At 67.6% G+C, this 26325-nt stretch carries 23 protein-coding genes and 2 tRNA genes; 13 read left to right on the top strand and 12 right to left on the bottom strand.

The annotated features are described in order from the left end of the window. The 5 genes from ACHAAJ_RS15015 to ACHAAJ_RS14995 all read left to right on the top strand — a co-directional run. The coding region (locus tag ACHAAJ_RS15015) for a hypothetical protein (protein ID WP_435729052.1) at positions 1 to 564 on the top strand (564 nt) is incomplete at its 5' end. A gap of 262 nt (positions 565 to 826) precedes the next feature. Next, complete coding sequence (locus tag ACHAAJ_RS15010) at positions 827 to 1171, top strand: helix-turn-helix domain-containing protein (RefSeq protein WP_435729051.1); 345 nt, start codon at positions 827 to 829, stop codon at positions 1169 to 1171. A gap of 339 nt (positions 1172 to 1510) precedes the next feature. Beyond that, on the top strand, positions 1511 to 2140 hold the full coding sequence (locus ACHAAJ_RS15005) for a recombinase family protein (RefSeq protein ID WP_435729050.1): 630 nt from the start codon (positions 1511 to 1513) through the stop codon (positions 2138 to 2140). Between the two features lie 675 nt (positions 2141 to 2815). After that, positions 2816 to 3715 (top strand): DNA-processing protein DprA, encoded by a 900-nt coding sequence (locus tag ACHAAJ_RS15000; RefSeq protein ID WP_435729049.1) that lies wholly within the window; start codon positions 2816 to 2818, stop codon positions 3713 to 3715. A 1052-nt stretch (positions 3716 to 4767) separates the two neighbouring features. Continuing rightward, complete coding sequence (locus tag ACHAAJ_RS14995; protein ID WP_435729048.1) at positions 4768 to 6021, top strand: IS256 family transposase; 1254 nt, start codon at positions 4768 to 4770, stop codon at positions 6019 to 6021. 23 nt (positions 6022 to 6044) lie between these two features. Here the strand turns inward: ACHAAJ_RS14995 and ACHAAJ_RS14990 are convergent, their stop codons facing one another. After that, the gene (locus ACHAAJ_RS14990) at positions 6045 to 6236 is read right to left on the bottom strand and encodes a hypothetical protein (protein WP_435729047.1); all 192 of its coding nucleotides are present in this window, start codon (positions 6234 to 6236) and stop codon (positions 6045 to 6047) included. A 94-nt stretch (positions 6237 to 6330) separates the two neighbouring features. Then, entirely contained in the window at positions 6331 to 7065 is a 735-nt protein-coding gene (locus tag ACHAAJ_RS14985; protein ID WP_435729046.1) for an HNH endonuclease, read from the bottom strand. Between the two features lie 692 nt (positions 7066 to 7757). Here ACHAAJ_RS14985 and ACHAAJ_RS14980 point away from each other — a divergent pair. After that, positions 7758 to 8510 (top strand): DUF2510 domain-containing protein, encoded by a 753-nt coding sequence (locus ACHAAJ_RS14980; RefSeq protein WP_435729045.1) that lies wholly within the window; start codon positions 7758 to 7760, stop codon positions 8508 to 8510. Between the two features lie 389 nt (positions 8511 to 8899). Next, positions 8900 to 9070, top strand: coding sequence for a hypothetical protein (locus tag ACHAAJ_RS14975; RefSeq protein WP_435729044.1), 171 nt, complete (start codon positions 8900 to 8902; stop codon positions 9068 to 9070). A gap of 124 nt (positions 9071 to 9194) precedes the next feature. Here ACHAAJ_RS14975 and ACHAAJ_RS14970 read toward each other — a convergent pair whose 3' ends face one another. The 4 genes from ACHAAJ_RS14970 to ACHAAJ_RS14955 form a co-directional block, all read right to left on the bottom strand. Continuing rightward, positions 9195 to 9347, bottom strand: a complete 153-nt coding sequence (locus ACHAAJ_RS14970) for a hypothetical protein (protein ID WP_435729043.1) — start codon at positions 9345 to 9347, stop codon at positions 9195 to 9197. A 224-nt stretch (positions 9348 to 9571) separates the two neighbouring features. After that, a complete protein-coding gene (locus ACHAAJ_RS14965) occupies positions 9572 to 9763 on the bottom strand; it encodes a hypothetical protein (RefSeq protein ID WP_435729042.1) in 192 nt (63 codons plus the stop codon). 471 nt (positions 9764 to 10234) lie between these two features. Then, positions 10235 to 10308, bottom strand: a tRNA-Thr gene (locus ACHAAJ_RS14960). Between the two features lie 128 nt (positions 10309 to 10436). Next, entirely contained in the window at positions 10437 to 11288 is an 852-nt protein-coding gene (locus tag ACHAAJ_RS14955) for a DsbA family protein (RefSeq protein WP_435729041.1), read from the bottom strand. A 116-nt stretch (positions 11289 to 11404) separates the two neighbouring features. Between ACHAAJ_RS14955 and ACHAAJ_RS14950 the strand changes: the two genes are divergently transcribed. From ACHAAJ_RS14950 to ACHAAJ_RS14935, 4 genes are all read left to right on the top strand, one after another. Beyond that, positions 11405 to 12856: an alpha,alpha-trehalose-phosphate synthase (UDP-forming) gene (locus ACHAAJ_RS14950; RefSeq protein WP_435729040.1), complete on the top strand. Its 1452-nt coding sequence runs from the start codon at positions 11405 to 11407 to the stop codon at positions 12854 to 12856. Next, positions 12856 to 13641 (top strand): trehalose-phosphatase, encoded by a 786-nt coding sequence (otsB, locus tag ACHAAJ_RS14945; RefSeq protein ID WP_435729039.1) that lies wholly within the window; start codon positions 12856 to 12858, stop codon positions 13639 to 13641. Before ACHAAJ_RS14950 ends, otsB begins: the two co-directional genes overlap by 1 nt. 56 nt (positions 13642 to 13697) lie before the next feature. Then, positions 13698 to 14855: an ABC transporter ATP-binding protein gene (locus tag ACHAAJ_RS14940; protein WP_435729038.1), complete on the top strand. Its 1158-nt coding sequence runs from the start codon at positions 13698 to 13700 to the stop codon at positions 14853 to 14855. Between the two features lie 131 nt (positions 14856 to 14986). Beyond that, a complete protein-coding gene (locus ACHAAJ_RS14935) occupies positions 14987 to 16339 on the top strand; it encodes a DUF4032 domain-containing protein (RefSeq protein ID WP_435729037.1) in 1353 nt (450 codons plus the stop codon). Here ACHAAJ_RS14935 and ACHAAJ_RS14930 read toward each other — a convergent pair. The 4 genes from ACHAAJ_RS14930 to ACHAAJ_RS14915 form a co-directional block, all read right to left on the bottom strand. After that, positions 16336 to 18234: a glycoside hydrolase family 13 protein gene (locus ACHAAJ_RS14930; RefSeq protein WP_435729036.1), complete on the bottom strand. Its 1899-nt coding sequence runs from the start codon at positions 18232 to 18234 to the stop codon at positions 16336 to 16338. The two genes, ACHAAJ_RS14935 and ACHAAJ_RS14930, sit on opposite strands and share 4 nt — an antisense overlap. An 89-nt stretch (positions 18235 to 18323) precedes the next feature. Then, complete coding sequence (locus ACHAAJ_RS14925) at positions 18324 to 19250, bottom strand: sugar ABC transporter permease (protein WP_435729035.1); 927 nt, start codon at positions 19248 to 19250, stop codon at positions 18324 to 18326. Further along, complete coding sequence (locus ACHAAJ_RS14920) at positions 19250 to 20860, bottom strand: ABC transporter permease subunit (protein WP_435729034.1); 1611 nt, start codon at positions 20858 to 20860, stop codon at positions 19250 to 19252. The genes ACHAAJ_RS14925 and ACHAAJ_RS14920 overlap by 1 nt, the downstream gene beginning before the upstream one ends. Before the next feature lie 111 nt (positions 20861 to 20971). Then, complete coding sequence (locus ACHAAJ_RS14915; protein ID WP_435729033.1) at positions 20972 to 22279, bottom strand: sugar ABC transporter substrate-binding protein; 1308 nt, start codon at positions 22277 to 22279, stop codon at positions 20972 to 20974. Between the two features lie 275 nt (positions 22280 to 22554). On the opposite strand from ACHAAJ_RS14915, the gene ACHAAJ_RS14910 reads away from it, so the two are divergent. Together ACHAAJ_RS14910 and ACHAAJ_RS14905 are read left to right on the top strand one after the other, a co-directional pair. Further along, positions 22555 to 24318, top strand: a complete 1764-nt coding sequence (locus ACHAAJ_RS14910) for a glycoside hydrolase family 13 protein (protein ID WP_435729032.1) — start codon at positions 22555 to 22557, stop codon at positions 24316 to 24318. A gap of 19 nt (positions 24319 to 24337) precedes the next feature. Then, complete coding sequence (locus ACHAAJ_RS14905; RefSeq protein WP_435729031.1) at positions 24338 to 25351, top strand: LacI family DNA-binding transcriptional regulator; 1014 nt, start codon at positions 24338 to 24340, stop codon at positions 25349 to 25351. Between the two features lie 118 nt (positions 25352 to 25469). Here ACHAAJ_RS14905 and ACHAAJ_RS14900 read toward each other — a convergent pair. Both ACHAAJ_RS14900 and ACHAAJ_RS14895 read right to left on the bottom strand, forming a co-directional pair. Beyond that, positions 25470 to 25546 (bottom strand) — tRNA-Pro (locus tag ACHAAJ_RS14900). Between the two features lie 236 nt (positions 25547 to 25782). Continuing rightward, a complete protein-coding gene (locus ACHAAJ_RS14895) occupies positions 25783 to 26283 on the bottom strand; it encodes an SRPBCC domain-containing protein (protein ID WP_435729030.1) in 501 nt (166 codons plus the stop codon). Positions 26284 to 26325: the final 42 nt, after the last annotated feature.

The raw sequence follows: 26325 nt of genomic DNA, 5'->3' as shown, positions 1-26325 counted from the left end.
CCCATGGCGCGCATCCGGTTCACCACGACCACCGGCTCCACGTACCTTCTGGATCTGGCTCTCATGCAGCTGCTGCGCCTTCCCGCGGGCGGCACACCCGACCCGCCGTTCCCGGTCCTTGAGGTCGCCCGCCTCGCCAAAGGGCTCACGGCGAAGATCCGCGTCGCCGCACCCCACCCGGAGGACGGTGACATGTGGCTGCGCACGACCCCGGTCACGGACCTGGTCGAGAACCCGGACAACTGGGATTGGGTCCTCCCCCCGGAAATTCCCACCCAGGACACCACGGCCGCCCAAAGGAACCGGGAGCGTCGACTGCAGGTCATGAGACTTGCCGAGACCGCCGCCACCGCCATCGCGGGCGAGGACGCCGTCCCGGTGCGCGTGCTCTACTGGGGAGAAACGCTGACTGTCATCTTTCCGCTCCCGGCCGCCCTCGGCGACCCAGTCCCGCTGCTGGAGCGGCACTTCGAGCCACTCACGGAGCAGGCGGACCTCTTCTGGCATCAACGCTGCGTGGACGCGCGCGGAGCCGTACGCTACGCCTTCGGCTTCCCCGAATGACGCTCCTCGCCTTCATCGGGCGTGGACGTGAGGGCGATGATCCGCTCGCACGACTGCAGGATGCGGACCTGGATCGGCGTCGTGGCGTACACGATCAGGCCGCCCCTTGACGGCAGGGTTACCGGGTACCTCCCCCGGCGCCGAAACCTCACACATATGCCTGTCATGCCGATCCTCCTCATCACCTCAAGACTGCATCCTCACCGGCCAACCGTCCAGCAGCCCGTTGGCATCTACCAGCTCCCCGGGGATGATGGGACGCATGGGCGAAACCGAACACCTGCTCTCCAGCAAAGCGAACGCCGAGCGGCTCGCAGCCTCGATGCGGCAGCTCGGCGGGGGCGAGCAACCGCGCCTCGTCCAGCAGGCGTTGACGAACGTGGGCACCAACATCGCCGCGGCCCGGGAGGCCCTCGAATACACAGTCGAGGAACTGGCCCATCGGGCGCGGATCACCCCCGCCGACGTCTTGGCGCTCGAACGCGGCGCTGCCGGCGCACCGATGGTCGACCTGCTGGCGGTGATGTATGTCCTGTGGCGTCTTGAAGCCCTCGAGGCCGCCACCGACATCCACGTGAATTTCAGGACCGGCCGACGCGACCCGTAGCGGACCCGGAATCCGCATCCCTCAATGCTCAACCGGCGACGGCGCGACCGTTCGGAATCTGCGGCCCAGGATGAGAATTCGATGCCAGGGGAGCTAGACCCGGGAGCCGCTGCGCCCCATGACGCACTGCAATCAGTCCTCCGCGCCAGTCGCCTATAAGCGCAAGCCGGTCGCGAGCATCGACGACGGTCCGCCGTCCCATCAGACGAACGGCCAGCGCGACGGCGGAGACCCCGGTTTCCGGTGTGCCGATCCCCGGGTTTCCGCGGCCCCGGCGGTCGCGGATAGGCGTCGCGGAGGGAATCCAATCTGACGCCCCCCATGTGCGACAGTGGGGCCATGGCACAACACCTCGTGGGCTACGCCCGCTGCTCGACCACCGGCCAGGACCTCCAGGCGCAGAGGGAGGGGCTGGCGAGGCTCGGCGTCCCCGCGGACCGGCTCTACTGCGACCACGGCCTGACCGGGCGGAACGTCGACCGTCCCGGGCTGCGCGAGGCCCTCGCCGCGGTCCGCGCCGGCGACGTCCTCGTGGTGACGAAGCTGGACCGGCTGGGCCGCTCCGTGGCCGACCTGACCGCCATCACCACGGACCTCGAGAAGCGCGGGGTGAAGCTGAGCATCGGCGGGGCCATCCACGACCCGGCGGACCCTATCGGCAAGCTGCTGTTCAACGCCCTGGCGATGGTCGCGGCGTTCGAGGCGGACCTGGTCAGCCAGCGGACCAGGGACGGACTGGCGATCGCGCGGTCCAAGGGGAAGCTCAAGGGCCGGCAGCCGACGCTCACCACGGCGCAGGCCAACCACCTGTACCGGTTGGCGGACGCCGGCGAGCACACCGCCGCGCAGATCGGTGAGCTCCTCGGCATCACGCGCTCAACGGTCTACAGATACCTCGGTCGGCGGCGGGCCGCCACAACGACCGCCCTGGAAGACGGAGTCTCCGCAGGGGTTCCGATCACGGCCTGACGAACGCCAGTCGTTGAGGGCATCAGTGAGCTGCCTCACGACAACTGCAGCATGCGGCTCATTCGGTCCAGACACGAAGACACTTTCCGCCTCCACAAGAGGCTCACCCTCTGACCCTATCGGGACCAGGAAGAGACACGCCGCCGGACATATCGGCGAACTCCTCAGGGTGGCACGTTCGACGGTGTGCCAGTACCTGGAGCGCCACCCCGCCGTAACCCAGACGGCGACAGCAGAAGAGACCGCAGCCCTGTTGGAGGCCTTTTGAGCAAACTCTCAATGGTGCGTTCGTCTGCCTCGTCATGCTCGCGTGGCTGTTCTATCTTGCCTGCTCGCCCTTTCGGCGGCTTTGAAGCCGCCACCGATAGGCTGAGGCAGATGCGCGGAAAGGTCGGCGGTAGCTGCGAACGGATCAGTCGGTCAGACGGGCGCGTACCGTGGCAACACTGGCGGCAACGCTCGTCCGTGCTCGAGACGAAGCCCAGCATTTGGCTGCGTTCATGACAGTGCTCGGAATGAGAACAGCCGAGGTACTTCAATTAGTCGGTGCCGTTCAGGAGAATGGAGCCATGGGTGCCGGTGCATCGAACGATGGTGTCACGTGGCACCGGTACGAATCCGAAAATCGATCCGGACAGCAGATACCGCCTATAGACTGGAGAGATGGTGGCGCACATGAGAGCAGAGGACACAGCACTCGTGGCCCTTCTTCGCAGCAGGCCCCAAGATCTGAAGTGGCCGGAGCTCACGGCACGCGTCTTGGAGTGCGGAAGTGCCATTCAGGTCTGGAATGAAAGTGTTCCCCCATCGCTGATCCCCTCCCCGACAGAAGAGGCAGCACTCGACGAAGCTGCTGTACAGCTCGAGGAGTGGGATCGCTCAGGATTGCGATTCGTCTCGGTGCTCAGTCGCGACTTCCCTGCCAGACTTCGTGACATACACCAGGTTCCCCCATTCCTGTTCGCCCAAGGCGGCCTCCGTGCACAGGACATCGGAGTCTCCATAGTTGGATCTCGGAAGGCATCGGAGCGTGCCCTCGAAATCGCAAGCACCGTCGCCACCTCCGCTGTAAAAGCGGGGCTCACTGTGATTGCCGGCCTTGCGGACGGGATCGACACGGCTGCCCATCGATCGGCACTGTCGGCCGGCGGCAGAACGGTAGCATTCATCGGAACGGGACTGAACGTCAGCTACCCCGCTAAGAACAGGAGTCTGCAGAAGGAAATTGCTGAACGCGGGCTCGTGCTATCTCAGTTTTGGCCCAATGCTCCCGTCCAGAAGCACAACTTTCTTATGCGCAACGCGCTCATGTCCGGCTACGGCATTGCCACGGTTGTGATTGAGGCTGGCGAGCTGAGCGGCACCCGCGCTCAGGCTCGAATGGCAGTCGAACATGGACGACCAGTGATCCTGACTGATGTCGTCGTCAAGAGCACCAGTTGGGGCAAACAGCTCCAAGGGCTGCCGGGGGTGCATGTCGCTACAGGAGTCGAGCACATCGGCGACATAGTGCAGTCACTCGTGGCCGAGGATCAGAAAATCAATCAGTCCTTTCGGCCCCTCGTTCTGGCCTAAGCGGATTTGATGCCACCAGAGGTCGACGAGCAACTCCGACAACAGATAACAAGCGCGTCGCAGTACCTCACTGAACATGCCAGTGGATACGCGAGGAACGTCGCTCGCATAAAAGGTGTGACCTGCGACGTCTGCGCGACACCGCTTGAGAGTGCTGATGGCCCCATGTGCTCGGTGTGCACTGGACACCAGTGGAAATGGGGTGATCTGGCGATAAATCGGGTCGGCTTCATGATCTACGGGGTCGGTGGTGAACAAAGTGGCACGCTCCTCCGCCGCTACAAGGCCGCCTACCCAGGACCCTCCCATGGACACATAATGTCTGCGCTTTGCTTGACGGGCATTCTCGGTCACAGGGAGTGCGTCCTGAAGCTTTCAGGTCAGAAGCTGACGCACTGGTCCAGTGTTCCTTCCTTGAGCAACACGAGTCGAGTCCATCCACTGAAAACCATCCTGAACGCGCGCATTGCCCCTGGTAACGAACTCATTCTTAGAGGTGCCGCAAACGTCCAATTCCCTCGGGCGGCTGACCCTACACACTTCATACTGGAGGGCGAAGTGCCCGTAGACGCCCACGTTCTGCTGGTCGACGACACGTGGTCAAAAGGCGGACACGCCCAGTCCGCGGCTATGGCACTGCGTCGGGCAGGAGCTTCCAGCGTGGCGATTCTCTGCGTAGGCCGCTGGATGAACCCGGGCTGGAGCAATAATGGTCCGTTTCTGGCCGAACGCTTCGCGAGTGTTTATGACCCGTACGCGTGTCCTTGGACGGGTGCGGCGTGTCCCAGCTGAACTGTGCACCTCTCCCAGCGAACATTTTGCGCACCTGATGAATCCGGTCCCAATCGGCACAGTACGGATTCCGCGCGAGCGTTCAGCACCGGCCAACGCCAACTCCCAGCCGCGAAGAAGCCCATGGCTAGGGGATTTCAGTTGAGTCCCGCATAGTGGTGTAGCACATGGTGGTCGACACGTCGTTGAAGACGTGGACGCGGCCACCGTTTGATCCTTCGAGTCAATCTCTCACAGAATCCTCGAACGGAGTCATCACGATGACCGCTCCCCATATTGTCGACCCTGCCGGCCTGCTCGGCGAAGCCCTGACCGAGGCGTCGCCGGACCTGATGCGTTCACTGCTGCAGACCGTGATCAACACGCTCCTCTGCGCCGATGCCGACGCGGTCGTCGGCGCCGAGTGGGGCAAGCCCGCCCCGAGTAGGACCGCGCAGCGCAACGGGTACCGCCACCGCGAGCTGGACACCCGGGTCGGCACGATCGACGTGGCCATTCCGAAGCTACGTTCCGGCACGTACTTCCCCGAATGGCTGCTGGAGCGCAGGAAACGGGCCGAATCCGCCCTGATCACCGTGGTCGCGGACTGCTACCTCGCCGGGGTGTCCACCCGCCGGATGGACAAACTGGTGAGGACCCTGGGCATCAATGCCCTGTCCAAGTCCCAGGTGTCCCGGATGGCCGCGGATCTGGACGGGCATGTCGAGCAGTTCCGCCACCGCCCCCTGGACGATGCCGGGCCCTTCACCTTCGTGGCCGCGGACGCACTGACCATGAAGGTCCGCGAGGGCGGACGCGTCGTCAACGCCGTCGCCCTGCTGGCCACCGGGGTCAACGCCGACGGGCATCGCGAGGTTCTCGGACTGCGGGTGGCCACCGCCGAGACCGGGGCCGCGTGGAACGAGTTCTTCGCCGATCTCGTGGCCCGCGGCCTGGCCGGGGTCCGCCTGGTGACCAGCGACGCCCACACCGGGCTGAGGGAGGCCATCGCGGCGAACCTCCCCGGAGCGGGCTGGCAACGGTGCCGCACCCACTACGCCGCGAACCTCATGGCGGCGACGCCGAAGTCGATGTGGCCGGCGGTCAAGGCCATGCTGCACAGCGTGTACGACCAACCCGATGCCGCGGCGGTGGATGCCCAGTTCGACCGGCTCTTGGACTACGTCACCGAGAAGCTGCCGGCCGTGGCCGAGCACCTCGATGGCGCCCGTCAGGACATCTTGGCGTTCACGACCTTCCCCAAGGACGTCTGGACCCAGATCTGGTCCAACAACCCCGCCGAGCGGCTCAACCGCGAGATCCGCCGCCGTACCGACGCCGTGGGCATCTTCCCCAACAGGCAGGCCATCGTCCGTCTCGTCGGGGCCGTGCTGGCCGAGCAGACCGACGAATGGGCCGAAGGGCGCCGCTACCTCGGACTCGAGATCCTCGCCCGGTGCCGGCTCACTCCCGTCGACGACACCGGAATCGAGGTGAACAACGCAGCCGACCCAGTCCTCGAACTCAGCGCCTGACACCCCACCGAAGGAATCAGCCGTTACACCACATCCAGGGGCTTGACCGCGGGTGCCTTGGCCGCAAGCTTCGTGGTTGCCTTGGCGGCGGGGCGCTTCGTCGTGGCTTTGTCCTGTGCGGCAATCTTCGCGAGTTCCTCGGCGGCTTCCTGCGCCTCGGGGGTAAGCAGGGTGTCGGCGGTCGTGGCCTTGGGGGTAAGTGCGGTGGTGGTCATGGTCGTGCCTTCGTCGTCGTTGTCGATCGATTGGATCGATGAGACGAACGTAGGAGACATCGGCGACCAGTCCCAAGGAGAACTTTCTCGGGTCTTAGCCGCGGACGTCCTGCACGATGCGCCTGAGGTCAGCAGGCGTGATCCACGGCCGCGTGCGGTGTAGCACCCGGTGACAGTTAGAGCACAGCAGGGCGAGGTCGCTGAGCCTGGTCGTGGTTTCGCCGCTGATGGACAAGGGCAGGACATGGTGCACTTCGATGTAGTCACGCCCTCGTTGGCCGTAGGCTTCCGCGAAGTCGAATGCGCACACCTCGCATGCAATCGGGTGCCCGGCCTTTCGCACCGAATCCAATTTTCTGCGCCGAAGCTTGGGGTTCCGTTCACGGCGGTTGTGGAGGATCGACGCAACACGACCTTCCGGTGCCTCGAACTCACCCAGATCTTCGAGTTGAGCTTCGTCGGGGACGATCCCGGCGCGGAGACCCTCCCGAATGGAGGCCGCGAGCCGCGCCATTCCTGCGGGGTCTGCTAGGAATTCGCCCAGGACGATGCCGTCGAGCTTGTTGCCCCTCGTCTGCTTTCCCTTGTATTCGGGATGACTGGTTGCAATGTCCCAAGTCTTGCGAGCAACCCCTGACGGATTGCGGTACTTGGGATCATCGCTGGCTACGGTCGGATTGAACGGATGCGCGCGGAGGAGGGCGGAAAGCTCTCGCACGTCCGCATTCCGGTCGTCGAGTCCGCGCCATTGATTCTTGCGGACGAGATCCGAAGCGAGAATGATCTCGTCCGTGGTCCAGGGCGCCCTCTTCGGCAGCGATCCGGCCATGTTTCCCCCTCGGTCGGAGCGCCGAGATCGTTGACCGACGCTGGTCAGATCAGCCTAATGGCGCGACGGGCATTTGGGCCGCATGTAGCCGTGCGAAGCCCGGGGCGGGCCTATTCGAACCGCAACTATTGGGGCTATGAGCCTTCAAGCAACCGCGCACAGAGTTTCGCGGAACTCTCGTGGAATCGGGGGTTGGCTGCCCGGCGAAGCCTGGGATCGCGGACGGACCAGTCGACGCGGCTAATGGGCATGCCCGGCGCGGTGTTCAGGGGGAGGCGCCGGGTTGTCGGGAAATCCCTTGTCCCTGGGCCGCGCTGCGGGCTCGGCCTTCAGGCTACGCCCAGCCTTCATGCATTCCGGCCGCCCGCAGGTGTGCCACTCGTCCTTCTCCCCGCACACGACACACCTGTCCGGCCCTCCCTGCTTGCGAAGCCGTTGGGGCTGTCTCTTGGCCTCCAGACGGCACCCTCCGAACCGCAGGACTTGGTCTCTCGGAACCGCGGGTTGTCACAGTATTGGCAGGCGGCTGGGTTCGTCACGCGAGCAAGGTACGAGACTCCCCGCCCAAGGCTCGACTGACCTGCGGGGACTCCCGCGCAACCACGCGCCGAGCCCTTCTGCAAAAGCATAGAAATTGGATTCAGGGCGCATACGATGACTGAGAAATTGAATCGTCAATCTGGGGGAATGGCATGCAGCCTGGGTGGTATCAGCAACCGAACGATCCGTCGATCCTGCGCTGGTGGGACGGTGTGCAGTGGACCGAGCACACGCAATCCGCACCGCCCGCGACGCAGCCACACCGACGTCCCAAGGCTGCGGCACTGGCAGCGGGCATCCTTACGAGCCTCGGACTCATCAGTGCATTCATTCCCTACCTGAGCTTCTTTGCCTGGGCGTTGCTCTTGGCCGGTGTCATCTGCGCCATCGTTGCGCTCGCCAAACGGCAGAAACTCAAGGGCCTGTCCATCGCGAGTCTGTGTGTGGCTCCAGTGGCGTTCGCAATCGCCTTGGTCGTCTCGCTGGTAACCCTCGCCGCGCCCGGAAACAACGCTGTCGCGCTAACGGCAGGGCCGGTCGTAGCCGAGGATTATGCGGCACCCGATGCGCGCACCCTCGCCCTGATCGTGAAAAACCCCGAACCACATCTTGGCGAGAAGCTGTCACTCTTTGCCCGTATCTCGCAGTTCGACGAAGCCACGGGAGAGTGCATGTTCCGGGCCGACACGGCACACGAGGAGGGTGAGGATTCTTGGGACTACGAGCACAACGTAGTCTTCACTGCTGGGGCTGTCGGCTGCGAGGACCTGCAGGTCTACGTCGAGGACGACATCATCCGCGTGCTCGCTACTGTCGCCGGGACAGAAAGCTACTCGGGCATGATGGGGCAAGGCTTGAGCGTCCCGCTCATGCAGGTCGACGAGATCGAACTGCTCACGGAGTAGCAGCGCTGAGGGGTATCCAAGCTCCGACCGATTGCACGGTGCTTAACACGGCGATGTATGGGACCGGCATTGTCATATCGGCAGTGCAACCTAAATACCATCCAACGTTACCGATGCTGATTTACAAGCAACCAAGCTACCGTCTGCCCACGCGAGAGTGGCGTTCGACCTCGGCGCCACCGTCCACGTTATCCGCATCCGCTGGACGAAGCCGGACGGCCGCACGGTCTCCCGTGTCGCCGCCTGCTGGACCCCTGCACACCGCCTCGTTGCTGGATCTGCCTGGGACCCGAACCGTCCACCGCCCGTCGGGCCCGCGACCGCCATATGGCGCACCCGGCCCGCAGATGCCCTCGCGACGCGGTCGGCGGCGGCTTTACCCTTGGGGCATGGCCGAGGACCGCAGATCACCGGACAGGCCCGACGCCGCCCGCGACGAACCGAGCGGACGCGCCGGGGCGCCGCCGAACCAATCCGGGCGCGACCACCGAGTCGACGCGGCGATCGAAGCGGTCATCGCCGCGAACACCGGGCTGCTGAAGCGGCTCGAGGACACGTGACGCAACCCGGGCAAGGCTCGCCGGAATGGCTGAGTGCGACCGTCCGCCGGGCGCCTTCCCCAGACACGCCTTCTCCGGGCTGGGAATCCGTGACAGGTGCCGTGGTTGCGGGCCCGGGCCTTCGTCAAGCTTGGCCTGCAGCCACGTGCTGCGCTCGGCGGCATTGCGTCTCTCCCGCCGGCCGCCCTTTAATCAGCTGGCCCACGAAGTCAAAGAAGACGCCGAGCAGGATCAAAGCGCACAGCAACTGCCCCGCCAGGTCGATGTGCGCCTCCATGGTGCCCGCCCCTTTGGTTGCTGCCGGCCTAGCGGCGGCCCCCGACGCGTTGCGGCGGGTGGACCTCGGCTCCCGGCGGGCACTCCCCAGCCAGCCGCAACACGAAATCGGGGGTGGTCCGGCCCAACCTCCGATCCAGGGCACCCTCAAGGTCGCGGCCGCCTGCATGAGTGCCTCCTCTTCCCGGCGCTGCTCGGCACTGACCCCCACCGTGTGCCGGCCAGTCACCGCCCACCCCGGTTTCCGGTGGGCTGCGGACCGGCGATCCGGAACACGAACCCGGGGGTGGTGCGGCCCAACTCCTTATCCAGGACAATCCGGAGCCTCGCGGCGGAGCGCTCCACACGCTGCTGGGCACGGCGTTGGTCCGGGGTGTCGTCCGCCCGGTGCCGCGGCCCTCCCCTGATGCTGTCCATGGCGGCCTCCGTCCTCTCCTTCATTGTCCGCTCTGGAGCCGGCGCGACGAGCGCCGGTACGTGGATTTGGTGGCACCCTCGATGGCTTTCGCGCCGGCGCACGACTGGTAGGCCAGCCGGGTGCGGGCGTCCACGTGCCGGGCCCGGCGGTGAGCGTCCTGCTGACCTTGAGGATCCCGGCGATCGCCCGAACGCGCCGCAAGCGTTCCGGACCCGAGCGGGGCCGTCGCGGGGAGACGCGGCTGTGCGTGGTGTAGCCGACCTTGGTGCCAGTGACGTTCACTGTGATCCGCCTGCCGCGGACCCGCGGGTGCGTCTGTGTACGCCGTCACGCCGGCGATGCGTTTCCCGTTGGCGTGCCGCCGGGAGTCGACGAGGCATAAGTGGCGAATAAGTGGCAATTGGGCGAAATCGGCCGGAGCTACGCATCTCATCGCGTCTCAAACAGCCAAGTCAGACGCGAATTACTCGAGCCCCCTACCGGATTCGAACCGGTGACCCCCTGTTTACAAGACAGGTGCTCTGGCCAACTGAGCTAAGGAGGCGCGCTGGGCCATGTGTCGGCCAGCATCAACTAGGTTAGCCCACCGCCCCGCCGGCGCGGAAACTCAGGAGCGCCACGGCGCCGCCGCCTCGGCGACGGCGAGCGCCGGTGACCCGACGGCCGGATCCGCTACGCGGCGTCGATCAGGCCCTGTGCCCAGGACGAGAAGTCCGGCTCTGCCTCGGGATCCCACACCTGGCCCTGCACCCACACGCTCGGCGTTCCGGGGATCCGGTCGCGGGTAGCGGCCTCCTGCGTGAACTGCGCGAACGGGCGGAACGTCCCGTCCTCGATGCACTCATCCACCTCGGCTCCGTTGTCCCGCGCCAGCTGCGCCAACTCGCCGTTGTCCATCTCGCCCTCGGGGTAGTGCGCGAACACGGCCTCGGCGTAGGGCAGGTACGACGCCGGAGCGGCGTCGGCCACGCACGACAGCGCGTTGGCCCCGCGCGCGGAGTAGTTGGTCGGGGACGCCAGCAGCGACAGGTTGCGGTACTCGAGGGTGATGTCCCCCGCGCCCAGCCACGTCCGGAGCTGTTCGGCGTAGCGGTCCTCGAAGTCCGCGCAGTGGACGCAGTTCACGTCCACGTAGAGGACCACCTGCGCGGGGTCCCCCGCGGCAGCCCGGGCGACGCCCCGCGGCGTGGGCTCCCCCGGCTCCGGTTCCGGGCCAAGCGTCGCCACGTCGACGGCGGGCGCGGCCCCCCGCGAGAATTCCGTCTCCGAGACGAGCGCGATCCCGCCCTCGGCGTTGCCGCCCTGCGGCGCCGGGCCGGCGTCGGCCACGGCGTTCCTGTTGTTCTGGACCGCGATCACGGCGACCACGGCGATGATGACCACGACGACGGCCACCAGTCCCAGCTTGACCAAGAGCGCCTTGCGCTTTTCCGCCTTCGCCTGCTGCTCGCGCATGAGGCGGGCCTTCTCACGTGCCTCGAAGGTTCGTTCGGCCTTGCTGGGGCGCGGAGGTTTGGCTGCCATGCCGCCAGTTTAGTCCACGGACCGCACGGATTCCGGCCCTTGGATCGTCAGCCCCCGCCGCCTTGACTTAGGCTCGGACACAACAAGGTACGTCCCCCAACAGCAGGAGGTTATCCGTGCCGGCAGCCAAGACAGCCAGCCCCGACCCGCAACAGGAACACGGCGCCTACGACTTCGTCGTGGTCGCGAACCGGCTCCCCGTGGACCGCATCACCGGCCCGGACGGTTCCGCGCAGTGGCAGCGTTCGCCCGGGGGGCTGGTCACCGCGCTCGCCCCCGTAATGGCCAAGGCGGAGGGCGCCTGGGTGGGCTGGCACGGCGCGCCCGACGAGGAACTCGGGGCCTTCGACGACGGCGGCATGCACCTGGTACCCGTCCCGCTCTCCCGGGACGACGTCGAGCTCTATTACGAGGGCTTCTCCAACTCCACGCTGTGGCCGCTCTACCACGACGTCATCGTCGCCCCGGAGTTCCACCGCACCTGGTGGGACCGCTACCGGGAGGTCAACCGCCGCTTCGCCGAGGCCACTGCGGCGACCGCCGACCACGGCGCCACCGTCTGGGTCCAGGACTACCAGCTCCAGCTGGTTCCGCAGATGTTGCGTGAGAGCCGCCCGGACCTGAGGATCGGCTTCTTCAACCACATCCCGTTCCCGCCGCTGGAGATCTTCGCCCAACTCCCCTGGCGCCGGCAGGTCCTCGAGGGGCTCCTGGGCGCGGACCTGGTGGGCTTCCAGCGCCAGAGCGACGCGAACAACTTCCTGCGCTGCGTGCGCCGCTACATCGGCTTCACGGTCAAGGCCCAGCAGGTGCACGTCCAGGACGCCGACGGCACCCCGCGCCGCGTCTCGCGCGCCGAGGCCCACCCCATCTCCATCGATTCCGCCCACATCGCCGAACTGGCCAAGGACCCGGACATCATCGCCCGGGCGGCGGAGATCCGCGCGGAACTCGGCAACCCGGAAACCATCCTGCTCGGCGTCGACCGCTTGGACTACACCAAGGGCATCCGCCACCGGATCAAGGCCTTTGGTGAACTGCTCGCCGACGGCGAGCTGGTGGTGGGCGAGGCGGCCCTGGTCCAGGTGGCCAGCCCCAGCCGCGAGCGGGTGGAGCACTACATCGCGCTGCGCGAGGAGGTGGAGCGCACGGTCGGCGGAATCAACGGCGAATACGACACGATGAGCCACACCGCCGTGCGCTACCTGCACCACAGCTACCCTGTCGAGGAGATGGTCGCCCTCTACCTCGCCGCCGACGTCATGCTGGTCACCGCGCTGCGCGACGGCATGAACCTGGTGGCCAAGGAATTCGTGGCCGCCCACGGCGACAACCGGGGAGTGTTGGTGCTCAGCGAGTTCGCGGGCGCCGCCGACCAGTTGCGCCACGCGGTCCTGGTGAACCCCCACGACATCGACCGGCTCAAGGAGGCCATCATGGAGGCGGTCCGCATGCCCGCCGCGGAGTCGGCCCGGCGGATCCGCATCATGCGACGGCAAATCGTCGCCAACGACGTCAACCGCTGGTCCAGGTCGTTCCTCGAATCGCTCGCCGGGAGGGACTCCTGATGGGGGCCGGATTGGACGCCGGGCTGCGTGCCGCCGTCGAGTCCCTGGCCGACGCGCGCCACCTGCTGGTGGCCATGGACTTCGACGGCACCATGGCCCCCTTCACGGACCGTCCGGACGACGCGCGCCCGCTTCCGGAGACCGCGCGGGCACTCGCCGAGCTCGGCGCCCTCGGCAACACGACGACGGCGCTGCTCTCCGGCCGCCACCTCGACAGCCTGCGTCTGGTGGCCTCGCCGGACGACGGCGTCCTGCTGGTGGGCAGCCACGGCGCCGAACGCTGGGCGCCGGAGCGCTTCCCCGCCGCCGCGGCGGAACTCACGCTGGACACCGCCCAGGCCAAGCTGCTGGGGACGGTCAGGGCCCGGCTCGAACGCATCGCCGCGGACCACCCCGGCGCCCTGCTCGAGACCAAGCCCGCCGGGATCGCGCTGCACGTGAGGCAGAGCGACCCGGACACCGCGGAGGCCGCGCTGGCCGCCGGACGCGCCGCTCTGGGGGAGCTGGAGGGCGTCCGGCTCTCGGAGGGGAAGTCCGTGTTGGAGTCGTCGGTGGTCCAGGCGGACAAGGGCGCCGGGCTGCGGTGGCTCCGCGACCTGGCGGGCGCCGACGCCGTCCTCTTCGTCGGGGACGACGTGACGGACGAGCACGCGTTCGCGGCGCTCGGACGGAACGACGTCGGCGTGAAGGTGGGCGAGGGGCCCACCCGGGCGCGTTTCCGCGTCGCGGGAACCGATGACGTCCCGGCTCTTCTCCAAACGGTCCTTGGTGTGCGAAGATTGTGACACCATTCACAACGGACCGTCGGGCACGTACCTGCCCGTGGAGGGATTGATCACTCATGGCATCTGTCACATTCGACAATGCAACCAGGCTGTACCCGGGCACCCAGAAGCCCGCCGTGGACAAGTTGAACCTTGAAATCCAAGACGGCGAATTCCTGGTCCTCGTTGGCCCCTCGGGCTGCGGCAAGTCGACCTCGCTGCGCATGCTCGCGGGCCTCGAGGACGTCAACGCCGGCCGCATCCTCATCGGGGACCGCGACGTCACGGACGTTCCGCCGAAGGACCGCGACATCGCGATGGTCTTCCAGAACTACGCCCTGTACCCGCACATGTCGGTCGCGGACAACATGGGCTTCGCGCTGAAGATCGCCGGTGTGGACAAGGAAGAGCGCGCGCGCCGCGTCCTGGAGGCCGCAAAGCTCCTGGACCTGCAGGACTACCTGGACCGGAAGCCGAAGGCGCTCTCCGGCGGCCAGCGCCAGCGCGTGGCCATGGGCCGCGCGATCGTCCGCAGCCCGCAGGTGTTCCTCATGGACGAGCCGCTGTCCAACCTCGACGCCAAGCTCCGCGTGCAGACCCGCACGCAGATCGCGTCCCTGACCCGCCGCCTCGGCGTCACCACGGTGTACGTCACCCACGACCAGGTAGAGGCCATGACCATGGGCGACCGCGTCGCCGTGCTCAAGGACGGCCTGCTGCAGCAGGTCGACACCCCGCGCAACCTCTACGACACGCCCGCGAACGTGTTTGTCGCCGGCTTCATCGGCTCCCCCGCCATGAACCTGCTGGAGCTGCCGACGGTCGAGGGCGGCATCCAGTTCGGCGACGCCATCTACCCGGTCGACGCCGGCATCCTGGCCTCCGCCAACGGGAAGACGGCCACCGTCGGCGTCCGCCCGGAGGACCTCGAGGTCGCGCCGAACGGCGAGGGCCTTCCGGTCGAGGCCGACGTCGTCGAGGAGCTCGGCGCCGACGCCTACGTCTACGGGCACGCCACGCTGGACGGCAAGGAGCACACCATGGTGGTCCGCGTCGACGGCCGCAAGCCCCCGTTCAAGGGCGAGACCATCTACGTGCGTCCCCGCCCCGGACACGTCCACCTCTTCGATGTCCGCACCGGGCTGCGCCTCGGTGGCGAGTCCCCCGCCGGCACGCCGGAGGCGAGCCTCGCCGACGTCGAATCGCTGGCGGAGGAGGAGCAGGCCTCGGCCTAGCCGCCGCAGGCACACTCCGCGGGCCGGGCAGGCGCCCCCACCCGCAACACGCCGACGGCGGCCACATCTCGAGTCCGAGGTGCGGCCGCCGTCGTCGTCCAGCACCACCCAGCGACGAGACCGAGGACCGGATGCCCCGCCACAACGCGAACTGGCACGACGAACCCACCGACTACAGCCAACGCGGCAAACTGCCGCGCGACACCTCCCCCGAGGAATCCGCGCGGCCCACCGGTTCGTTGAACATCACCTCGGCGACGTCGGACGCGGCCCTGCTGGACCTGCCATGGCACATCACGCTGGAGGAATGGCCGCAACGCTACCTGGCGGCGCTTCCCCGCGGCATCTCGCGGCACGTCGTGCGGTTCGCGCTCCTGGCCAACTCCGTGATCGCGGTGAAGGAGACCGGCGAGCACATTGCCCGGCACGAGTACCACATGCTGCGCAAGCTGCGCCGGCTGGACGTGCCGTGCGTGGAGCCCGTGGCGGTCATCTCCGCGCGCACCACCCCGGAGGGAGAGGACCTCGACCCGGTGCTGGTCACGCGGCACCTGAAGTATTCGCTCCCCTACCGGGCGCTGTTCTCCCAGAAGTTGCGCCGCGACACCCTCACCCGGTTGATCGACGCCCAGGCGCTGCTGCTGGTGCGCCTGCATCTGGTGGGTTTCTACTGGGGCGACGTCTCCCTTTCCAACACGCTCTTCCGGCGCGATGCCGAGGCGTTCGCCGCGTACCTCGTGGACGCCGAGACGGGCGAGCTCTACCCGGAGCTCTCCTCCGGCCAGCGCGAATACGATCTGGAGATCGCCCGCGTGAACATCGCCGGCGAGCTGATGGACCTCATGGAGGCCGGCCTGATCGAGGAGACGGTGGACCCGCTGGCCACCAGCGAACAGATCATGGACAGCTACCGCGGCCTGTGGGCGGAGCTGACGCGGAAGGACAAGTTCGACGTCGCCGAGCGCTGGCGCGTGGACGAGCGCATCCGCCGGCTCAACGACCTCGGTTTCGACGTCGACGAGATCTCGCTCAAGACCACGCGCGACGGCGGACAGCTGCAGATCCAGCCGAAGGTCGTCGACGCCGGGCACCACCAGCGCCGGCTGATGCGGCTGACCGGGCTGGACGTGCAGGAGCGCCAGGCGCGCCGGCTGCTCAACGACATCGACGCCTACCGCGCCAAGCGGCACCCCGACAAGGACGAGGAGTTGGCCGCCGCCCTGTGGGTCAACGACGTCTTCAACCGCATCACCGAGGCCATCCCGCGAGAACTCCACGGCAAGCTGGAGCCGGCGCAGATCGTCCACGAGGTGCTGGAGCACCGCTGGTACACCGCCGAAAAGCGCGGACAGAACGTGCCGATGGCCGAGACGGTCGACTCCTACGTCGAGAACATCCTCCGCCACCGCCGGGACGAGGCCGCCATCATGCTCAACCCGCCCAGCGGCGTGCTGGACGTCGTCGACCTCCGCGAGCAGGACTAGGAAGGCACGCACACCCCGGGCAGCGCCCAGAGCGCGGCGGCCGGGCCGTCGCCGTCGAGCACCACGACCGGTCCCTGGGCGTCGCGGGTCGCGGCATCGATCCGCCCGGTCGACCACAGCGGGGACGGGGCGCCCGCGCCGACCAGTTCCGCCGGCAGCTCGACGCCGCTGAACGCCGCGCGGGACGCCGCGACCAACACCGAACCCTCGGCGTGCTCGCGGACGAAGACCAGCACGTCCCCCTCGGCGTGGAGCCAGCGGATGCCGCCGTCCATCAGTGCCGGCAACGCCCCGCGCAGCCCCGCGAGCTCCGCGTAGAGCGGCCGGAGGTCCTCGAGGATCCGGGCCGGGTCCGACCACGGCATGGGCGTGCGGGAGTCCTCGCCGTTGAATCCCTTGAGGCCGAACTCGTCTCCCATGAAGACCATCGGGATGCCGGGCAGGGTGAACTGCAGGGCGACGCCGACGCGCTGTCCCCCGGGGATCACCGCGGAGGCGGCGCGGGCGGTGTCGTGCGTGTCGATCGCGTTCATGTTGGCCAGCCGGACGGCCCACGGGAACCCCGCGGCGAAGTCCAGGTGCGTCGCCAGGAAGTCCTCGCCCTCGATCCGGTCGGGTCCGCGCTGCGGCAGGCCGAAGTAGTCGGGCCACGTCTGCCGCACGGGCGGGGCCACCGGGTCCAGGACGACTCCCGGGGCGCCGTCGGCCGCCAGCCACTGCCACAGCGGGCGCGTGAAGTTGGTGTACGTCATGGCGCCCTGCCACGTGTCGCCCTGGAAGTCGCGGGCGGCGTCGGATGTCGATTCGGCCAGCAGCATGGCGTCCGGATTGATGCGCCGCATCTGCTCGCGGATGAGGGAGGCAACCTCGTGGTTGAGGTCGTCGGCACCCATCCGGCCGGTCATGTTGCCGACGTCGATCCGCCATCCGTCGAGGTTGAACGGGGGCTTCAGCCAGCGCGAGACCATCGAGTCGTCGTCGAGGATGAACCTGCGGCGCAACCCCGGCGAGTTCCAGTTGAACTTCGGCAGGGATGGGACCCCGAGCCACGCCACGTACCGCGAGTTGTCCTCCGAGAAATAGTAGAACTCGGATTCGGCCGCCCCCGGACGGCGGAACGAACTCCGGAACCACTCGTGCGCGTCGCCGGAGTGGTTGGTGGTCAGGTCCCCGATGACCTTCAGCCCGCGGGCGTGGATCTCCTCGATGAGGTCGATGAAGGCCCGGTCCCCGCCCAACAGCGGATCCACCCCACTGAACGCGGACGCGTCGTAGCGGTGGTTGGAGCGGGCCGGGAACATCGGCGTCAGGTAGATGACGGTGGCGCCGAGGCCCTGGACGTGGTCCAGTTTTTCCCGGACGCCGTCGAGGTCGCCGCCGTAGAACTGGTACGGGGTCTCCGGGCCGCGGCCGACGACGTCGGTGGAGTCCCAGTCGCAGGCGATGGCCCAGTCCGGAAGCTCCCGGCCGCCGGCTGCCGCCGAGCGCGCGAACCTGTCGGGGAAGATCTGGTACATGACCGAACGGTGGACCCAGTCCGGCGTCGGTTCGAAGGTCCCGAGCCGGAAATCCTGCGCGTCCGGGACGTCGCGGGTGAACAGGCCCTCCGCGTTGATCCAGTGCGGGCGGCCGCCGGAGCGAACCAGCCACCGGTAGTTCTGCACCGGGGTGGCAAGCGTGAGCTCCGCCTCCCACCAGGCCCAGCCGTCGGCCTCGCCCAGCGGCACCGCGGCGTCGAAGTGCGGCTCCGCGTCCCGGATGCTGCGCACCCAGACCCCGTCCACCGCGCCGAACGCGGACGGAATCCGGAGCCTGACGGGGACGCGCGCACCCAGCGCGGGGACGGCGTCCCCCACGTGCAGGGGCGAACCGTCGTGGTGGGGCTGGGAGATCATGCGGTTCCGTTCGGGTTGGTTCGGCGGGTCGCCACACGAGCCTAACCCGGGGCGCGGGTTGGCGGTGCGGGTTCGTGCGTGCGTGCGGGCTAGCCCTTGACGCCGCCTGCGGTCAGCCCACTGGAGATGTAGCGCTGGAGGAACAAGAAGAGCGCCATCACCGGGACGGAGGCCAGCACCGCTCCGGCGGCGAAGACGCCCCAGTTCTCCGAGCGCTGCTGGGCCACATAGGAATACAGGCCGACGGCGAGCGTCTGCGAGTCGGGGTCGGTGAGCACCACGGACGCGATGACGAACTCGCTGGAGATCCCGATGAAGGCCAGCAGCCCGACCACCGCGAGGATCGGCGTGACCAGCGGCAGGATGATCCTGAAGAACACCTGGACGTGGCTGGCTCCGTCGATCCGCGCCGATTCGTCCAGCGACGCCGGCACCGAGTTGAAGAACCCGTACATCAGGTACGTGTTCACCCCGAGTGCTCCGCCGAGGTAGACCATGATGAGGCCGAGCGAACTGCCCAGCCCGATGGCCGGGATGACGTCCCCCATGAAGTTCAGCAGCAGGAAGATCGCCACCACGGTGAGCAGTTGGGGGAACATCTGCAGGAGCAGCAGCGTCAGCAGGCCCGCGCGGCGGCCCTTGAAGCGCATCCGGCTGAAAGAGTAGGCGGCGAGCGCGCCGAGGAACACGGTCAGCGCCGACGTCGTCACCGCGATGACCAGCGTGTTCACGAACCAGCGGCCGAAGGGGCGGTCCTCGTTCGCGAACAGCTCGGCGAAGTTGCCGAAGTCGATCCGGCTGAACAGCGCGTTGGAGCCGGCCATCGTCCCCGTGGAGTTCAGCGCGGCGGAGAGCACGTAGAGCAGCGGGAAGACCGAGAAGATCGTGGCGAGGATCGCCACCGCGTGGCGCCATCCCTTTTCGCGCGTCCACCGGCCGAACGACATCGTGACTTCGCCGCGGGCGTTGGTGCGCTGCCGGGGAGCCAGCGGGGCGGGAGCTGTCTGTGGAGCCATTAGTTGATCTCCTCGAGGGATTTGGTCTTCTTGAAGCTCACCGCGGACACCGTGGCGACGATGACGAAGATGATGATGGCCAGCGCGCTGGCCAGTCCGTAGTCGCGGCCGGTGCCGGTGCCGAACGCCACCTTGTAGACCATCGTGATCAGGATGTCCGTCGCCCCGACGTCGAACGTGGTGTCGTCGAGGCGCGGCCCGCCGCCCGTGAGCATGTAGATCACGTTGAAGTTGTTGAAGTTGAACGCGAACGAGGAGATCAGCAGCGGCGCCAGGGACACCAGGAGCAGCGGGAGCTTGATGGAGCGGAAGATCCGCCACGGCCCGGCGCCGTCCATCTTGGCGGCCTCGTCCACCTCCTCGGGCAGCGACTGCAGGGCACCGGTGCAGACCAGGAACATGTACGGGTAGCCGAGCCAGAGGTTCACGAGCACCACGGAGAACTTCGCCAGCCAGGGGTCGGACAGCCACGGGATGTCCGCGCCTCCGAGCAGCGCGTTGTTGATGAAGCCGAACTCCGGGTTCAGCAGGCCGGACCACACCAGCCCGGACAGGAACGCGGGGAAGGCGTAGGGCAGGATCATGAGGATGCGGTAGACCCTCTTGCCGCGCAGGTCAGCGCGGTTGAAGGCGATCGCCAGGAAGATGCCGAGCGCGAAAGTGGTCGCCACGGACAGGATCGCGAACCCGAACGTCCACAGAATCACCTGCAGCAGCGGGCCCTGGAGGTTGGGATCGGTGAAGGCGCGCTCGAAGTTCTTGAAACCGACGTCGATCTTCCAGCCGGTGGCGAGCTCGGCGCCGTCGGGCGCGGTGAAGGTTCCCTCGCCGCTGTCGGAGTAGACGACGCCGGTGGTCGTGTCGGTGAACGTGTCCGCGGCCTCGTCGTAGCTGAGCTTGGGCTTGAACACGAAGGCGTTGGAACCGTCGGCGGTGCGCAGCGTCCCGTCCTCGACGTCGTCGCTGATGGGCACCGCAAGCTGGCCGATGATGTCCTGGCTGGCGAGCAGATCGGCGAACTCGAGGGTGCGATACCCGTCGACGCCGGTCGCGGCGCCGGTGGGTCCGGTGCCGGTGGGAACCGCGTCCTCCAGCGGCTGTTCGTTGCCGCCGAGCTGGACGCGTCCCGTGGGATCGGTGACCAGCAGGAAGTATTCGCCGTCGCGTTCGAGGATGGACGTGGCGTACTGGGGGGAATCGGGAACCCGCTCCTGCGCGGAAAGCTGGATCGATTCGATCGCGTCTTCCTTGCTGGAATTGTGGCCGTCGCCGTAGTTGGTGAAGGCGATGTACGTGGAGAAGATCATCACGAACACCTGGAAGAGCAGCAGGAAGAACACTCCCGGCGCCAGGTACTTGGCCGGAAGACCGCCGCGGCGCAGGTAGATCCAGTTGATCGCCAGCGTGACCAGCAGGCTGATGGCGAAGATGAGCCATTCGCCGCTGGCCGCGAGCTGGAGAAGGACGAACGCGGCGACCGCGTCGACCAGGCCCAGCAGGACGATCTTGACGAGGGTTCCCGTGGTGGAGTCCGGTCCCCGCCGGCCCCGGGGGCGCCGTTTGCCGGGTTGCCCGGCCGGTTGCGTTCTCGACGGTGCAGAGACTGCCATGTTTCCTTGCGCTTTCGTTGTGGCGGCAGCGGGCAGACCGGTGCCGTAGTCGAGCGGGAGCGGGGTGCGCCGGCGCGCCGCCGTGGGGGCGGCGAGCCGGCGCGGCGCGGGCTAGCCCGCGATCTTCTTTTCGATGTTTCCGGCCATCTTGTCCCAGGCGGTGGCCGCGCTGGTTTCCTTGCCCTTGATGAGATTCAGCTCGGTGACGCCCCAGTCGGCCCACACGGCGCCCATCTCCGGGACGGCCGGCATCGGGACGCCGTTGGCGCCGATTTCACCGAAGGCCTTGATGACCTCGTCGGAGGCGGCCTTGTCGAACGAGGCGGTCAGGGCCGGGGGACGGCCGCCGATCTCGAACAGGGCGTCCTGGGCGTCCTCGAGGGAGAGGTAGTTGACCACGAACTCGGTGGCGGCCAGCGCGTTCTTGCTCAGCGAGGAGATGAAGAAGCCGTTGACGCCGATGAACGGCTGCGCGTCCTGGTCGCCCGCCTTCGGCAGCGCGTCGACGGCGAACTTGATGCCCTTCTTCTCGATGTCCGGCACGTTCCACGGGCCGGTGAGGTAGTACGGCGACTCCCCCGCCAGGAACTTCTCCTTGGCGATGTCCCCGGTGATGCTCGAGTTGAAGACCTTCTCGCCCTTGTCGCCCATGTCGATGAGCAACTGCGCGAATTTCTTGCCGCCTTCGTTGTTCAGCGCCAGCTGGGCCGCGTCGTAGGACCCGTCTTCCTTCTGCGCGAAGACCGGCGCCCCGAAGGAGGTCTGCAGCGGGTACAGGTGGTACGGATCGCCCTGCTTCGGGTCGAGGCCCACCAGGAACGGGTACTTGGACTTGCCGTCGGAGACGGACTTCTTGCCGGCGGCGACGACGTCGGCGAAGGACTCGTTGGCCTCGGCGACCAGGTCCGTGTTGCGAATGAGGGCGACGTTCTCGATGGAGTACGGAAGCCCGTAGACCTGTCCGTCGTAGGTCATGGCCTGGATGGAGGACTCCGCGAACTCCGATGCCTTGTCGCCGAGTTGCATCGGCGCGACGACGCCGTTCTGCACCAGGGTGCCGAGCCAGTCGTGCGGGGCGATGAGGATGTCCGGGCCCTTGCCGGTGGGCGCCTGCGTGATGAAGTCGTCGCGCACCGCGGCGAAGTCCTTCACCACCAGCTTGACGGAAATGCCCTTCTCGGCCTTGAACTTCTCGGCGATCGTCTTCAGCGCCGGCGAACGCTCGGCGTCGACCCACAGCGTCAGCGTGGTCGACGACGACGGGGCCGCCGAGGACGATCCGGCCGCGGTGCTGCTGGCCGCTCCCGTCTCGGACCCGCCGCCGCACGCGGCGAGCATCAACGCCGCCGAGGTGCCGAATGCGCCCAGTGCAAAGGTGCGGCGGGTGATCGCGCCGGTGCCTTCAGTACGTGCCTTCATGTGGTGGAACCTTTCTCAAGCCAGACGCTCCCCGCCCGCCTCCGTGCGTGGGCCGTATGGTGCCGTCCGGCCCTGGGCCGGAGGGAAGCAATGTGATGTGTGCCACCAGTGTAAGCGCTTGCACGAAAGGCGTCCACACCGGAAAACGGTCAAATCTCCATCCGCCCAACTCAGGCCCAAATACCGGGTTTATGGGTTCCTACTCCGCGGTAGAGCGTTATTTAATCTCGGAAACCGCTTCCATTGGAAGCGTCACGACGGTTAGGCTAGTCCGCATGCCCACGCTCAATGACGCCCCAGACCGCGTGCACGACCCCGCCACGGTTGCGGAATTCCGGACCGGAGAGGTGATCCACGCGCCCGCCGCCGAGGATGCCTGGTGGCGCCGCTCGGTCATCTACCAGATCTATCCGCGCTCGTTCCGGGACACCACCGGCACGGGAACGGGCGACCTGCCGGGAATCACGCGCGAACTGCACCACATTGCCGCGCTCGGCGTCGACGCCGTCTGGCTCTCCCCCTTCTTCCGTTCGCCGCAACGCGACGGCGGCTACGACGTCAGCGACTACCGCGATGTCGACCCCCTCTTCGGGACGCTCTCCGATTTCGACGCCCTCGCCGCGGAGGCGGCCCGCCTCGGGGTGCGCGTCGTCGTCGATCTGGTTCCCAACCACTGCTCGGCGGAGCACGCGCTGTTCCAGGCGGCGCTTGCGGCCGCGCCCGGCTCCGCGGAACGCGAGCTGTTCATCTTCCGCGACGGCCGGGGCGACGAGGGATCGGAGCCGCCGAACAACTGGCAGTCCCACTTCGGCGGCAGTGCCTGGACGCGCACCACCACCGCCGAGGGACATCCGGGACAGTGGTTCCTGCACCTCTTCGACACCACCCAGCCGGACTTCAACTGGGACAACCCGGCCGTACACGCCGAGTTCGAGTCGATCCTGCGCTTCTGGCTGGACCGCGGCGCCGGCGGTTTCCGAGTGGACGTCGCCCACGCTCTCGTCAAGGCCGAGGGGCTGCCAGACTGGGGCGGCACCGCCGACGGCGCCCCCGTGGAAGGATTCCCGTTCGCCGACGCGCCGATGTTCGGCCGCACCGAGGTCCACGGCATCTACCGCCGCTGGCGCACCATCCTCGAGGAGTACGACGGCGAGCCGATCCTCTGTGCCGAGGCCAACGTGCATCCGCTGGAGCACATGGCGCACTGGGTGCGCCCGGACGAGATGCACCAGACGTTCAACTTCCCCTACCTCGCCACGGGTTGGGACGCGGGCGCCCTGAGGCACGTCGTCGAGCGCTCACTCCGCGCGTTTGACGCCGTGGGGGCGCCGACCACGTGGGTGCTCTCCAACCACGACGTGTCCCGCCACGCCACGCGGTTCGGCGCCGTCGGCACCGACGTCCGCGTCGGCGACGGGTTGGGGCCGGGGGATCCCCAACCGGACGAGGCCCTCGGCCTGGCCCGGGCGCGGGCCGCGACCCTGTTCACGCTGGGCCTTCCGGGCGGCGTCTACCTGTACCAGGGCGAGGAGCTGGGCATGCCGGACCACACGTCCCTGCCCGCGCAGTACCGGCAGGACCCAACCTTCCACCGCACCGCGGGGGCGCGCATCGGCCGCGACGGCTGCCGGGTGCCGCTGCCGTGGACCAGCGACGGGCCGACCTTCGGGTTCAGCGACTTCGACGCCTCGTGGCTTCCGGCGCCGGACAGCTGGTCCGGCTACGCCCGCGACGCGCAGGCCGGCGTCCCCGGCTCCACGCTGGAGTTCTACCGCGAGGCACTGGCCGAGCGCCGGAGTCGTGACCTCGGCAATGGCGGCCTGTCGTGGCTGGACCCCGATGGGGACGCCCCGGACGCCGTCGCGTACATTAACGGAACGACCGGCGTCGTCCTGAATGCCGGTGGCGCCCCCGTGGCGCTCCCGGCGGGTGCCGTTGTGGTCGAGAGCGTGGTGGGCGCCGTGCGGTACGACGACGGGCGCCGCACGCTCGCCCCGGACGCGGCCGTGTGGCTGGACCTGTCCGGAAGCGGGCAATAGCAGAAAGAAGGAGCGGGCCGTGGCCAGCATCAAGGACGTCGCGCTGCGGGCCGGCGTGTCCGTGGCCACGGTTTCGAGGGCGCTCAGCGGCAAGGGCAAGGTCTCCGAGGCCAGCAGGGAGAAGGTCCGGCGCGCCGCGGACGAGCTGGACTATGTGGTGTCCTACAATGCGTCGTCCCTGGCGTCGGGCCGCAGCCGCAACATCGGGTTTGTCGTGCCGACCGTCAGCCGCTGGTACTTCTCGACCGTTCTCGAGGGCGCAACGAGCGCCTTGATCGACGCCGGCTACGACCTCACGCTCTACAACACCAGCGGGCAGGACCGGCACCGCGAGTCGGTGTTCTCCGACCTGCTGCTGCGCAAGCGCCTCGATGCCGTGGTCACGCTGACGCTGAAGCTGCGTCCCACCGAATTGGCGCAGCTCCAGGCCGTCAACAAGCCCGTGGTGGCGATCGGCGGCTTCATTCCGGACATCGCGACCCTCCGTGTGGACGACTTCAATATCGCGGCGCTGGCCACGGAGCACCTGATCAGCCTGGGGCACCGTGACATCGCCTTCGTCGGTGGGACCGAGGAGTTCGAGGTGGACTTCAAGTTGGGTTCGGCCCGCGAGGACGGCTACGAGTACGCGATGGACCAGGCGGACCTGCCGGTCCGCCGGGAATGGCTCATTACCGCGGACTTCAGCACGCAGGGCGCCTACCAGAAGGTCCGCAACATCCTGGCGAACCCACGGCACCGCCCGACGGCTTTCGTGTGCGCCTCCGACGAGATGGCGTTCGGCGCGATCCTCGCCGCCCGGGATCTGGGGCTGTCCGTTCCGGGCGACCTCTCCGTGGTCGGGATCGACGGACACGAGCTCGGCGAACTGTTCGGACTCACGACGATCGAGCAGCACGCGGGCCGGCAGGGCGCCGCGGCGGTCCGCAAGGTCCTGGCCCTGCTGGGCGAGATCGAGTTGGAGTCGGACCCGACCGTGGGGTTCTTCCCGACCGAATTCATCGCCCGGTCATCCACCGCTCCCCCGGCATAGTCCCCCCGCAACCGTCTCCCACCGCAAATCACTGCCCAGACTCGTGACCGGCATACAAAAACGGGTGGCAGGGCACGCAAAAGGCCGGTTCGAATTTCTTCGAACCGGCCTTTTGTGATGGTCGGGGTGACAGGATTTGAACCTGCGACCTCGTCGTCCCGAACGACGCGCGCTACCAAGCTGCGCCACACCCCGGTGTTTTCCAACAGTCATCGATATTACCGGTAGTTCGCGGTTTTCACTAATCGTCGCCCATTGCGCCGGAGCGCCCTACCCGGGTCACGACTGCAGGTTGCCGACGCCGGTCCGGTGGACGCGCACCGAAGGCCACACCGAGGCTTCAGGGGCTCCGCGCAGTACGGCGAATGGTGGAGACCGCTCCATCGCTTCCACTCGCACCTCCCCACCGTGGAGCACTCTGAACGAGCAAATCAGGGTGTCAGAGACGCGCCCATGAAGCGGGCGTAGTAGCCCATGATCTCCGGCCAGTCCGTGTACTTGGCGGCTTGTTCCAAGCCCGTTTCCCCCGCCGCCCAGCCATCGTGGGTCAAGGTGACATTCGTACCGCGGGGCGCGGCATCCCTGAATTCGAGTGCCACCCGCGTGGAAGGGTGCTGCTCCACTCCCAACGTGAACGCCAGCTCCAGACGCTCAGCGGCCCTGGCCTCGACCACCTTGGCCCACTCGTGCTGCCGGCCGTCCTCCGCCTCCTCGACGAGGCCGCCCGATTCGAATGCGACTGTGGTACCGCTGCCGAATGTGGAATGCGTCCCGACCGGCCACCAGAGGTGGATGTACTCGGTGAACCCCTCGAAGGCCTGGTCCGGTTCCACGGGAACCGTCACGGTGTGCGTGATCGCTTCCGGGCTACCCGCTCCGGCCTCGCCTTGGGGTGGATCCGGCGTGGGTGCATGCGAAAAGATTCCGTCCATGCTTCAACAGTAGCCCCGGAACCTGCCGCTCCCCGTAGATGC

It is taken from the genome of Arthrobacter arnarulunnguaqae, assembly GCF_051262515.1.
Lineage (GTDB): Bacteria > Actinomycetota > Actinomycetes > Actinomycetales > Micrococcaceae > Arthrobacter_N.
Note: the sequence above shows the minus strand (reverse complement) of the source record. Positions and strands in the feature narration are given on the sequence as shown.